The following is a 12,315-nucleotide window of genomic DNA, read 5'->3' as shown; positions in this document are numbered from 1 at the left end:
CGCCACGACGCCCCCTCCAGGGGCGGACCTGGCGTCACAGGCTCTGGCCTCCGGAGATTTCGATGCGCTGTGCCGTGACCCACCGGTTCGCGTCCGAGAGCAGCGCGGCAAGTGCTGCGCCGATGTCGTCGGGCTTGCCCATGCGGCCGAGGGCGACCTGCGAGCTGATACGTGTTCGCACCCGCTCGTCGCGCATCATGCCGCCACCGCCGAAGTCGGTTGCCGTGGCCCCGGGCGCGATGGCGTTGACGCGGATACCGCGTTCCCCGAGTTCCTTCGCCTGGTAGCGGGTCAGGACTTCGACCGCACCCTTGATCGCGCCGTAGGCCGCGTGGCCCGGGGGCAGTGATGCGTGTCAGTCCGGTGGAGACGTTCACCACGGCGCCGCCGTCGGCGAGTTGCGGCAGCAGAGTCTGAGTGAGGAAGAAGACGCCTTTGAGGTGGACGTCGACCAGGCCGTCGAAGTCCTCCTCGGTGGTGTCCGCGAAGGCCGCGGTCACGTCGTGGCCGGCGTTGTTGACCAGGTGGTCGAATGTCGTCCTGTCCCAGCGGGATGTCAGTTCCGCGCCCAGTCGCTCGGCGAAGGCGGTGAAGGAGCCCACGGCCGCGGTGTCCAGGCGCAGCGCGACCGCGGTCCGGCCCAGATCCCTGATGGCGGCCACGACGTCCTCCGCCTCGGCCTGGTTGTTCCGGTACGTGATCACGACGTCGACGCCCGCCGCGGCCAGGTGCAGGGCGCCGGCCCGTCCCAGCCCGCGGTTGGCCCCGGTGATGACGGCGATCTTCTGGTCGGTGCTCATGGTGTCTCCTTGATCGGTGTGCGACGGTGGAGATCAAGCCGGTGGCCGACGATCCCCACCCACGACCAGTGGACGTAACGGCCGCCGGAGCTGCCAGTGCCCCGGTTTTCCGGGGACTGGCAGTACCAGGCCGGCGCGGGAACGACGATGGACTCACTTCTCGCGGTGAGCGGTGAGGGCGACGATCACGGCTCCCACGGCGCCCGCCGCGAACACGGCGGAGAACCCGATCATGGCCGGTTGCAGCGCCACGTGCCGGATCGCCAGGCTGAAGGCGATGGGCGGCAGACCCAGGCCCAGGTACGCGATCACGAAGAAGACCGAGAACACTCCTGCCCGCGACTCGGGAACGGCCGATCTCATCGTCTCGGCAACCGCTCCCTTGAAGAGCAGGCCGGCGCCCGCACCGGCGAAGCCGGCCGCAGCGAGCAAGAGCCACATGACCGGGTGGTAGAGGGACAACGTGGTCAGCGCCAGACCTGTCGGGAACAGAACGGTCCCGGTGCCGAGCAGGGCCGGGTGCGTCAGCTTGCCCAGTGCGAGCTGAGCCAGGGCTGAGGCTGCGAGTGCGGTGAAGGGCACGAGGCCCACCACGAAGGTCGAGGTGACGTGAAGCTCGGTGCGGACGATGGTCGACCCGAGGGAGGAGAAGAACCCCATCACCGCGAAGGCGAAGAACCCGACCGCCGCCGCCAGGCCGAAAGCCGGGGCTCCGCCGGTACGCAGGGCGAAACGGACCGCCCGGTGGCCGCCCGCGGTGGTGGTGTCGACGGTCTCGGGGCCGGCGAGCAGCGCTGCGGCGAGCAGGAGCATGACCACGCCCAGGGCGACGTAGGACGTGCGCAGGGGTACGGGGGCCCATTCGGACAGGACACCGGCTATCAGCGGTCCCATCGCGAGGCCGCCGAGATTGGCCACGTTCGCGACCACTGCCGGTACCTGCGATGCGGCACGTCCCGGATGGGCCCGGTGGTACAGGTCGCTGAGATACGCGGTGGCGGTGGAGGCCATCAGCCCGACGGCCACTCCGGTGAGCACCCGTCCGGCGATCAGCCCCGGGAGCGTCGGCCACACGGCCAAGGTTGCCGCGGCTGCCACGCCGACCAGCAGGGCCGGTACGACCACCATGCGGCGCCCCACCCGGTCGGACAGATGGCCGAGCACACCGAAACTGAAGGCCGCTCCGACGACCATGGCCGCGAAGGCCACCGTCACGGCGGTCGCGCCGAAGTGATCGCGTTGCTGGTACAGCGGCCAGAGCGGTGTCGGTGCGGCACCGAAGGCCATCAATGACGCGTATCCCGCGGCCACCATGTGGAATCCGGTGGCGAAGGAGGTCTGCGGGCGTCGACGCGCGGCGGGGTGCCGGGCGGCCGCCGAACGGATGGGGCCCCGACTGGTATCGGCGGTGGTCATCAAGGTTTCTCTCGCTTCGTTCGATGGGAAGGCGCCGCCAACTCGCCCGCGGGCCCGGTACGGCCCGGGTGTTCCGGGCCGTACCGGGTGGAGGCGCGCCGAGCGCCGGGCTCACCCGCGCGCACGGTCACCGACCGTCCAGGTCAGGCGAACTTCTGGGTGATGGTCTTGCACTCGAGGAAGTGGTCGATGCCGCCGGGGCCGTTGGCGTGACCGACGCCGCTCTGCTTGTAGCCGCCGATCTCGAACTGGTTGGGCAGCTGGCCCCAGTCGTTGATCCACAGCATCCCGGCCTCGACCTTGCGGGCCACCCGCAGCGGACGGTTCACGTCGCTGCTCCACACGCTGGCACCCAGGCCGTACTCGCTGTCGTTGGCCAGCGCGATCGCCTCTTCCTCGGTGTCGAACACCTGGATCGTCTGGACCGGGCCGAACACCTCCTGCTGCACGATCGGCAGCTTCGAGTCGGTCACCTCGAGCAACGTCGGCCGGTAGAAGGCGCCCTTGGCGAGATCGCCCTCGGTCACCGGGCCACCGCGCAGCACGGGCACCGCGCCGTCGGCGATGGCGTCCTCGACCATGCGGTTCACCCGCTCGACGCCGGCCCGGTCGATCAGGGCGCCCATGTCGTTGGACGGATCGATGCCGGGTCCGACCTTCACCTTCGCGAGGCGCTCGGCCAGGCGCCGCTTGAACGTCTCGTACACGCCGCGCTGGACGATCAGGCGGCTGGCGGTGATGCAGAACTGGCCGGTGAAGATGGTCAGGGACTTCTCGATGACCGGCAGTGCGGCGTCGAGGTCGGCGTCGTCGAACACGATGTGCGGGGTCTTGCCGCCGAGTTCGAGGCCGATGCGCTTGACCCGCTGCGCGCCCGCCGCGGCGATGGCCCGCCCGGTCGGGGTGCTGCCGGTGAACATGACGACCGGGACGTCGGGGGAGTCCACCAGGTGCTTGGCGGCCTCCGCACCGCTCTCGGTGATGATGTTGACCACGCCCGGCGGCAGGCTCGGCACATCTGCGAAGACCCGGCTGATCGCCTCGTTGACCAGTGCGGTCTGCCCGGGCAGCTTGACCACGGCGGTGCAGCCGGCGGCCAGCGCGGGCGCCAGGTCGCGGGCCAGCAGTGCGGTCGGCGAGTTCCACGGGGTGATGACGGCCGCGACCCCGACCGGCTCACGGACCAGCATCGTGTGCTTGCCGGGCTCGACCTCCATCACCCGGCCGTAGGTGGTCTGCGCCAGTGCGGCGGCGGTGATGAAGTTGCCCTTGGCGAAACTCACCTCGAAGGAGGCCTCGCCGATCGTCTTGCCGTTCTCCAGCGTGGTCAGCTCGGCCAGTTCCGCCTCATGACGCCGGAAGGACTCCGCGATCTCCAGGAGCACCCGCGTGCGGAACTCCATGTCGCTCGCCCAGTCGGTCTCGTGGAAGGCCGCCTTGGCGGCCTGGACGGCCTGCTCCGCCTCGGCACGGCCGGCATCCGCGTAACGGCCGATCACCTCACCCGTCGCAGGGTTGAGGGTCTCCCGGTGCGCCACCGAGTCCACCCACTTGCCGTTGATCCAATGCTGGGCCGTCTGACCAGTACTCATCTGAACACCTGTATCCGTTGACTGACGGCACCCTGGCGGTGCCATGGAGGGGAGAGCGCATGGCAAGCGGATTGCCGTGCCGGTTGTCGCTCGCCCTGGGGAAGCGCCGGATCCGGCGCTCCTTGTCGCGGCTCGTCAGCCACCCCGTTCCCCAGCGCCGTCGGGCGCGTGCTCCCGTGCGTACCGACGCGGGGCGTTGAGGAGGACGAGGGGCTGTCACCTGACTGTCCGGGTGAAAGTGTGGGCTCGGCCACAGGCATTCACCCGGAATTCCGGACCGGTCGCCCGCAACGAACGGCCGCGCCCTTTGCATGATCCACTCTCGGTCACCAGTCGACTGCGAGTGCTCCTGCGCCTCAGACATTTCCACGGGCGACTCGCAAATGGCAACCGTGGCCCCGGGCCGGCCCGTAAGTTTTTTCCGGAGAGCGGAAGAAACGGAGACGGGGGCCTTGGGTGCCCCCGGATACGGTTTGGCGAGAGCGTTAGTCTTCCGGAATGCGGGAAAATGCACATGAGGGCTCGCCCGACTCCAGCGTCAGCCGGGCTTTGCGGATCCTCGCCGTGGTGGCCGACCGCGGGGAGGCCAGGCTCGGCCACATCTCGGCCGCCGTGGGAATCCCCGCGTCGACCGCGCACCGCCTGCTCGGCATCCTGGAATCGAGTGGCCATGTGGTCAGGGCTGCGGGTTCGGGTCACCGTGCCTACCTCGCGGGGCCGGCCCTGTTCGATCTCGCCGCGGCACAGCACAGGGCGGAAGAGGAACTGGTGACCCGGGCCGAGCCGTACCTGGCGGCGCTGGCGGCGGAACTGGGCGAGACCGTTCAGGTCGCCGCGCTCCGCGGCACCCGCACGCGCTTCCTGGCCGGGCACGAGTCCACCCGGTCGCTGCGTACGGGCCTGCGCCTGGGCCTTGACCATCCAGCCGTACTCTCCTCCCCGGGCCGTGCGATTCTGGCCCGGATGCCCCCCGAGGACCTGCGCCGCCTGCTCGGCTCCGAGGCGGAGTCCGCCGAGGTCGCGAGCGCCCTGGACGACACCCGCCGACAGGGGTACGGCCTCAACATCGGGAACGTGGAAGCGGACATCACCGCCATCGGGGCAGCCGTGGTCGACCGCTCCGGCCGTATCCGGGGGGCCCTGGCTGTCGCGGGACCGAGCACCCGGCTGCCCGAAAGCACGGCCCACTGGATCGGCCCCATCCTGGTGAGGGAGGCGACGCGCCTCGGAACCGAACTCGGAGGCGGCGATCGCCCGCCGGTTTCCTGAAATTCACGGGAATTCCTGACGGGGAAGCCCGACCCTGTCGGCGCGGCGAAATCCGCAACGGAAGTGGCGCACCGGTGGCCCAATGACGCCTGTGCGATCACTGGAAGTCAGTACGGGCCCTGGCGTTCCTAGGACTCTCAGGGCCAGTCATATGGCCACCAGAAGCGTTGTTTATCGTTAAACTACCCTTACCGGCCGGTCGGCACCGGAGATCCGTGATGTCGCCGGCCAAAGGCAGACGTGAACCGGAGCACCACGCAATGCACATGACGTACAGGGTCGCGCGAGTCGCGCTGCCGAAACGGCTCTCGCCGTCTCGCTTCCGGAATGTCGACGGCCCGCAGGGCGCCGTCGGTGGAGGCGACCTCAAAAGCGGCCATGGCATGGGACGCCACCGCGGACGCATGGCGTCGGACGACAGCATTGATTCGGGCGGCGGTGGCCGACACCGCCGTGTCTGAACGTCCAGCGGCCTGAAGGGCATTCAGAAGTGCGGGACGCGGCTTTCCACGGCTCCCGGTGAACGATCCGGTTGATCCCGGGCCGTTGCTCGTACCAGGGCGACGGCCCGCCGAGAGTGGCCCCCGAAGTGGTTGCCACAGCGAGTGAGGTTTCAAGTGACGCAGGCGAACGAGCCCATGGCGGATGTCCGAGACATGTACATGGCGCACACGATGCTGCGCCGGGAGTTCCGCCTCCTTCCCCGTCTGGTGCGCGACGTGGCGCCGGGGGACGTGGAGCGCGCCGAAACGGTCGGTGCCCACGCCGAGCAGGTGTGTTTCCTGCTGCACCTGCACCACGAGGGCGAAGATCTGCTGCTCTGGCCGCGCCTGGTCGAACGCGCGGGTGACCGGGCGACGGCGATCGTGCCCACGATGGAGGAGCAGCACGCCGCCATCGAGGAGACCTACGAAGAGGTGACCGGGCTGCTGCCCCGGTGGCGGGCCACGGCCGAGCACGGTGGGCGCCTCGCGGCCGCACTCGACCGACTGCTGCCCGCACTCCTGGAGCACCTGGCGCTGGAGGAGAAGGAGGTGCTCCCGCTCGCCGAGCAGTACGTCACCGCGGCCGAGTGGAGGCAACTCGGTGAGCACGGGATGGCCCGGACACCGCAGGAGGTCCTGCCGTTGTCCCTCGGGATGGCGATGTACGAGGCGGACCCCGAGGTCGTCGAGGCGCTCCTCGCGGAGCTGCCCGAGGCGCACCGCTCGGCGTTGACGGACGCCGCCGAGCGCGCGTACGCCGCCCACGCCGAGCGCGTGTACGGCACCGGCACCCCGCCCCGCATCGGCGACTGACCCCCTTTGCCCGGGCGGCCCATGGCGGCTTCGCTTCGAGTGCCCGCTCCGGGCCCCGGCGGCGGGGCCGCCGTCGGCGTGTTCGTGGACGGTCCCGGTCCGATGCCGATGGCGCCTAGACCTCGGGAAGGGAAGGATCGGGCGTCCACGGGGATGGTGCGGTGATGGACCACCGTTCGTGATCGCGCCAGGCCCCGTTGATGTAGAGGTAGTCGGGGGAGAGACCCTCGTAGCGAAAGCCCAGGCGCTGGACCAGGGCCAAAGACGCCTTGTTCGCCGGCTGGATGTTCGCCTCCAGCCGGTGGAGGCGCAGGTCTTCGAAGGCGTGCTGCATGGCTGCGGCGACCCCTTCGGTCATGTAACCCCGCCCCGCAGACGGGGCGAAAGCCGCGTAACCGAGGGACGCGCCCTGGTAGCGGCCCCGGATGATCGAGTTGATGTTGACCGTGCCGGCGGCCGCACCGGTGTCCGGAACGCGGATCAGGAAGCCCAGGTTGGCGCCGTCGTCGAAGCGGTGCATCCAGTCCTGGAACGCCTCCGCGCTCGCGGGGAGTTGCATCCACGGCCCGTAGAGATCGGCGCTGGCCCTCACGAGCGAGCAGAACTCATCCTGGTCGCCGAGGGTGAGCGGGCGCAGTTCGACTCGTGACGGCATCTGGGGCATGCGGCAATGCTAGGCCTCTTCCGAACAGAAGGTCACGAGAGTGATCCTTTTCCGACGCGCTCCCTGGATCCCCGGGTACGTTGTCGGGTCGGACGGCCCAGGACTCGCGGACCCGAGCGGCGCCCCCCAGGGGTACCTCCGCCGTTTCCGGGACATGTCGGAGAAAGCTCCGTGTCGCCGTTGGGACATGGCCCAGTTGTGCCAGGCGGGATCGGTGACAGGCCCGGTGGGTGCGACGCATGATTCCGAAGGTCCGGTGAACCGCAGTTGTACAGGGGGTTTGCTCCCGGCACGGGAGTGCCCGGCGGCGGCGATCCCCGGCCCGAACCTGTAGCGCCGTCGAACACGGCCGGGTTCACCACGACGCGTCATGACGCCCACTCTCAGGCGCCCTGCCCGGATGCCGGGATGACAGAAAGGCTGTAGACACCAATGAGACGCATCCGCCTCTGGGCGGTGATAGCGATGTCGGCGACGGTGGCGACGGGTGCGATCACGCCCGTTGCAGCCCAGTCCCCGTCGGAGACCGGTGCAGGTACGCCGGCGACCCACGACCGCGCGACCACCGTCCGCCTGATCACCGGCGACCGGGTCACCGTCAGCGACGCGCCGAACGGCAAGAAGACGGCGTCGGTGCAGCGCGCGCCGGGCCGCGAGAACGTCTTCTTCCAGATGACCGAGAAGGGCGGCGCCCTGACGGTGCTGCCCTCCGACGCGGCCGTGCTGGTCCGCACGGGGCAGCTGGACGAGGGGCTGTTCGACGTCGCGGGCCTGGTGGCCCAGGGGTACGACGAGGCGCACACCGACGCCCTGCCCCTGATCGTGTCCGCGCCCAAGGGCTCGGCGCGTGCCGCCGCCAAGCGGGCGGACGCCCTCGCGAAGTTCCAGGACGACTCGGCGGAGCCGCGGCGACTGCCGAGCATCGACGCCCAGGCGCTGCGCGTGGCCGACGAGGACCTCGCCGCGTTCTGGAAGCAACTCGCGCCCGCGGCGGGTGCGTCCCTGGCGAGCGCTGCGGCCGCGACCCCGAAGGTCTGGCTGGACCACAAGGTGCGCCCCACGCTGGACCGCAGCACCGCGCAGATCAACGCGCCCGCCGCATGGGCGGCCGGCTTCCACGGCGAGGGCGTCAAGGTCGCGGTCCTCGACACCGGTGCCGACCAGACGCATCCGGACCTCGCGGGCCGCGTCAGCGAGGCGAAGGACTTCAGCGACAGCGGTTCGACCCAGGACCACTTCGGCCACGGTACGCATGTCGCCGCCACCGCCGCCGGTAGCGGCGCCGCATCCGCGGGCCTGCGCAAGGGCGTCGCGCCCGGCGCCGACCTGCTGATCGGCAAGGTGCTCGGGGACGACGGCTCCGGCAGCGAGTCCCAGGTCATCGCGGGCATGGAGTGGGCCGCGGCGCAGGGCGCCAGGGTCGTCAACATGAGCCTCGGCGCGGACATGCAGACCGACGGCACCGACCCCATGAGCCAGGCGGTGAACGAGATCTCCCGCAGCAGCGGCGCGCTCTTCGTCGTCGCCGCGGGCAACACCGGCGAGCTCGGTGAGATGACGGTGGGCTCGCCCGGTGCGGCCGACGCCGCCCTCACCGTCGGCGCCGTCGACCGCGACGACTCGCTGGCCTCCTTCTCCAGCCGCGGCCCGCGCTTCGGCGACAAGGCGGCCAAGCCGGACATCACCGCTCCGGGCGTCGGGATCGTCGCCGCCCGCGCCGCCGGTACGACCATGGGCGACCCGGTCGACGATCAGTACATCGCGGCAAGCGGTACGTCCATGGCCACGCCCCACGTGGCGGGTGCGGCGGCCCTGATCGCCGGGCAGCACCCCGACTGGACGGGTGAGCAGCTCAAGGACGCGCTGATCAGCACCTCCCACACGGTGTCCGGCCAGGTGCCGACCGAGCAGGGCGGCGGTCGCGTCGACGTCAAGGCGGCGTTCACGTCCCCCGTCACCGCCACCGGCACGATGATCCTGGGCCCGTTCGACCGGGACGCATCGCCCGTGCAGCGGGCCGGAGTGCTCCGCTACACCAACAACTCCGGCGACGAGGTGTCGCTGAGCCTGCGTGCGGCGCTGACGGCCAAGGGCGGCAAGGAACTCCCCGCGCAGGCGCTGACGCTGGGTTCGGACACCGTCCGCATCGCCCCCGGCGCGACCGTCGAGGTGCCGGTCGGCGTCGACCCGGCGAAGGCGGGCCGCGGCACCTACTACGGCTACGTCACCGCCACGTCCACCGGCGGCGTCCCGGTGCACACCACGCTCAGCCTGTGGGTGCGCGCTCCGATGCACAAGCTGACCATCGACTCCCTCGGACTGGAGGGGGAGCCCACGGCGTGGGCCCTGCTGGACGTCTTCGGAGGGGACACGGAGGTCCAGTTCACCGACTCGGGGGTCGCCCAGGTCGAGGAGGGCACCTACCTGATCGGCGGGACGCTGGTGGAGGACGGCGGCGACGGCGTCCGGGTGTTCCAGGTCATCGATCCCGAGGTCAAGGTCACCAAGGACACCACCGTCACCCTGGACGCGCGCAAGGCCAAGCCGGTGCAGGTGCGCACGCCCAAGCCCGCCGAGCGCCGCAACAACCTGACGTACCAGATGTACCGGAAGATCGACGGCGTCGAGCAGACCATGGGCATCTACTACGAGGACGGCGGCGGGGACGTCGACCTGTGGGTGAACCCCACGTCCAAGGTCACCGAGGGCGAGTTCGAGTTCAACTCCCGCTGGGAGATGACGGCTCCCGACCTCATCACCGAGGTCCGCGGCGCGGACTTCGACCTGGAGTCGTTCTACGCCAAGCAGTCCACGCCGTTCGACCCCGACGGTGAGCGGATCGTCGCGGTGGACGCCGGGACGAGGGACAAGCCGGACCTGCGGCCCGCCACCGTGCGGGGCAAGCTCGCGGTGATCCGCGACGACTACGCGATGGACGGGTACGACCTGGCGGAGACCGCCGCGAAGGCGGGTGCGAAGGGCGTCGTGATCGTCCTGCCCCAGGGCTTCCTCGCCTATACCAACTGGAAGCCGATGGACACGCGCTCCGCCGTGCCCGTCATCCGGATGACCGGGGACGACGGCGCCAAGCTGCTGCAGTACATGAAGAAGCACACGGCCGTCGTCGACGTCTCCGGGACGGTCGAGAGCCCGTACCTGTACGACATCGCGGCGCACTGGCAGCAGCAGATCCCGCAGGACGTGACGTACACCGTCACGGACCGCAACACCGCGCAGGTGAAGGCCTCCTACGCGGACAACGGCGCACTGCACTGGACGAGCGAGCAGCGGTTCAGCTGGCGCTCCTACGCGCAGGTCGCCTGGGAGACCTCGCGCTGGGCGCCGACGGGCAAGACCCGCACGGAGTACGTCACCTCCGGGGACACGCAGTTCATGCACTACGTCGACTTCATGGCCGGCCCCGACCTGTTCTACAGCGGTGCGCTGCAGTCGGGTCTGCGGGACACCCCCCGCACCTTCAAGACCGGTGAGAAGGCCTCGGAGGAGTGGTACGAGGCCGTGGTGCGGCCGTCGATCCCGCGCGGCTGGAGCCGTCCGGCCGTCCGCTCCGGTGACCTGTTCAGCGTGGCGATCCCGGAGTACACCGACGCGGCGGGCCACTGGGCCCGCAAGCAGGACCCCGCCGCCGGCGGCGGCATCGGGAGGGTCGGCAGCGCGCCCGGGACGCTGGACGACCCGACCTACCCCCAGGGGGACAGCGTGACGGCCGTCCTCTACCGCGACGGCAAGAAGGTGGGCGAGTCCGCGGGCGCCTGGGGGAACTTCGCGGTCCCCGCGGGCCGGGCCGGCTACCGACTGGAGCTGACGACCGGGCGCGACACCGAGTACTGGCGGACCGGTACGAGGACCTTCACGTCCTGGGGCTTCCGCTCCGACACCGCGGCCAAGGAGACCCTGCTGCCCCTCCTCCAGGTCGACTACGGCGTCCCGGCCGACGTGCGGAACACCGTCGACGGCGGTAAGCGGCACGAACTGGCCCTGACCGTCCGTAACCAGGACGGGCTCGCCGCCCCCACCGGGGTCAAGCTCAAGGTCGAGGCGTCCTTCGACGAGGGCAAGAACTGGAACGGGCGGGTCCGCGTCGAGGACCGCGGCCACAACCGGTTCACCGCGACGATCGAGCGCCCGGGCGACCAGCGCAAGGGTGCGTACGTGACCCTGCGGGTCACGGCCTCCGACAAGGCGGGCAACACGGTGCAGCAGACCGTGGAGCGGGCCTACCTGCTCGGTAAGTGAGCAAGCGCCTCCGCGGCGACCCCGCGGAGGCGCCGGCCGAGCCATCACGGCGGGTGCCGGGGGTACGACCCCCGGCACCCGCCGTTCGCCGTCGGGCGTCGGCGGTGGGGCGGCTCAGTCCAAGCGGGATGCCGGCTCCTCGAACCAGTCGGTCGGTCACTTCGCCGTTCGGTGCGCCGAAAGCACCACCCGGTGCGGTCGGGGTGGCGCCTTCGGCGGCGCTACGGGTTCGCCGCGCCCGCGTCAGCGGGCGTAGCCGCCGTCGGCCATGATCGTCTGGCCGGTCACGAAGGCGGCGTCGTCGCTGGTGAGGAAGGCGACGGTGCCGGTCAGGTCCTCCGGCACACCGTTGCGCTTGATGGCCTGGGCCTGCGCGGCGGCCTCCAGCGCCTCCTGCGGGTGGACCTCCCGGGAGCCCGGGGTGATGGTCAGGGTCGGGCCCACCGCGTTGACGGTGATGCCGAAGGGGGCGAGGTCGTTGGCCAGGCCGCGGCTGAAGCCGATGTTGCCCATCTTGCTCGCCATGTAGTGCGAGAGGCCGGGGACGCTGGTGACGATCGAGTTGGAGGTCAGGTTGACGATGCGGCCCCAGCCGCCCTCCTTCATGGTCTGCAGCACCGCCTTGGCCATGAGGAACTGCGAGTCCAGGTTGACCGCGAGAACGCGCCGCCAGGTGTCGTAGTCCAGCTCCTCGAAGGTCCGGAAGGGGAAGACCCCGGCGTTGTTGACCAGGATGTCGGTGCGCCCGAAACGGTCGGCGACCTCCTCGCCCACGGCGGCGGTCTGCTCCGGGCTGGACACGTCGGCCGTGAGGCCGAGCACCGGGCGGCCAGCGTCGGTGAGCAGGGCGACGGTCTCCTCCGGGTTGTTGAGGTCGACCGCGACGACGGTCGCGCCGCGCGCGCCGAGGTCGACCGCGATGGCCTGGCCGATGCCGCGTCCGGCGCCGGTGACGACGGCCACGCGGCCGGTGTGTGTCTGGGGGACTGTCATGTCGGGTTCCTTTGCTGTGAACTGAT

The 12,315-nt window shown here is 70.5% G+C and carries 7 protein-coding genes and 1 pseudogene; 3 read left to right on the top strand and 5 right to left on the bottom strand.

Annotation, left to right across the window (positions count from 1 at the left end; translation table 11 throughout):
* Positions 1–34 precede the first annotated feature (34 nt).
* From AC1VWI_RS05695 to AC1VWI_RS05685, 3 genes and pseudogenes are all read right to left on the bottom strand, one after another.
* A pseudogene (locus AC1VWI_RS05695) lies at positions 35–800 on the bottom strand (SDR family NAD(P)-dependent oxidoreductase).
* Between the two features lie 153 nt (positions 801–953).
* Positions 954–2,216 carry an MFS transporter gene (locus tag AC1VWI_RS05690; RefSeq protein ID WP_499509821.1) on the bottom strand — a complete coding sequence of 421 codons (1,263 nt, stop codon included), beginning with the start codon at positions 2,214–2,216 and terminating at the stop codon, positions 954–956.
* A 143-nt stretch (positions 2,217–2,359) separates the two neighbouring features.
* Entirely contained in the window at positions 2,360–3,808 is a 1,449-nt protein-coding gene (locus AC1VWI_RS05685; RefSeq protein WP_499509820.1) for an aldehyde dehydrogenase family protein, read from the bottom strand.
* Positions 3,809–4,306: 498 nt separating this feature from the next.
* Here AC1VWI_RS05685 and AC1VWI_RS05680 point away from each other — a divergent pair, with 498 nt between their 5' ends.
* Positions 4,307–5,077 carry an IclR family transcriptional regulator gene (locus tag AC1VWI_RS05680; protein ID WP_499509819.1) on the top strand — a complete coding sequence of 257 codons (771 nt, stop codon included), beginning with the start codon at positions 4,307–4,309 and terminating at the stop codon, positions 5,075–5,077.
* A 638-nt stretch (positions 5,078–5,715) separates the two neighbouring features.
* On the top strand, positions 5,716–6,375 hold the full coding sequence (locus AC1VWI_RS05675; RefSeq protein ID WP_499509818.1) for a hemerythrin domain-containing protein: 660 nt from the start codon (positions 5,716–5,718) through the stop codon (positions 6,373–6,375).
* 115 nt (positions 6,376–6,490) lie between these two features.
* Here AC1VWI_RS05675 and AC1VWI_RS05670 read toward each other — a convergent pair whose 3' ends face one another.
* Positions 6,491–7,039 carry a GNAT family N-acetyltransferase gene (locus tag AC1VWI_RS05670; RefSeq protein ID WP_499509817.1) on the bottom strand — a complete coding sequence of 183 codons (549 nt, stop codon included), beginning with the start codon at positions 7,037–7,039 and terminating at the stop codon, positions 6,491–6,493.
* A gap of 432 nt (positions 7,040–7,471) precedes the next feature.
* On the opposite strand from AC1VWI_RS05670, the gene AC1VWI_RS05665 reads away from it, so the two are divergent.
* The gene (locus AC1VWI_RS05665) at positions 7,472–11,296 is read left to right on the top strand and encodes a S8 family serine peptidase (protein WP_499509816.1); all 3,825 of its coding nucleotides are present in this window, start codon (positions 7,472–7,474) and stop codon (positions 11,294–11,296) included.
* Positions 11,297–11,539: 243 nt separating this feature from the next.
* Here AC1VWI_RS05665 and AC1VWI_RS05660 read toward each other — a convergent pair whose 3' ends face one another.
* On the bottom strand, positions 11,540–12,289 hold the full coding sequence (locus tag AC1VWI_RS05660) for an SDR family NAD(P)-dependent oxidoreductase (protein ID WP_499509815.1): 750 nt from the start codon (positions 12,287–12,289) through the stop codon (positions 11,540–11,542).
* Between the last annotated feature and the right edge of the window lie 26 nt (positions 12,290–12,315).

This window comes from Streptomyces sp. TOM-9, from assembly GCF_056858595.1.
This window is presented reverse-complemented; position numbering and strand designations above follow the sequence as displayed.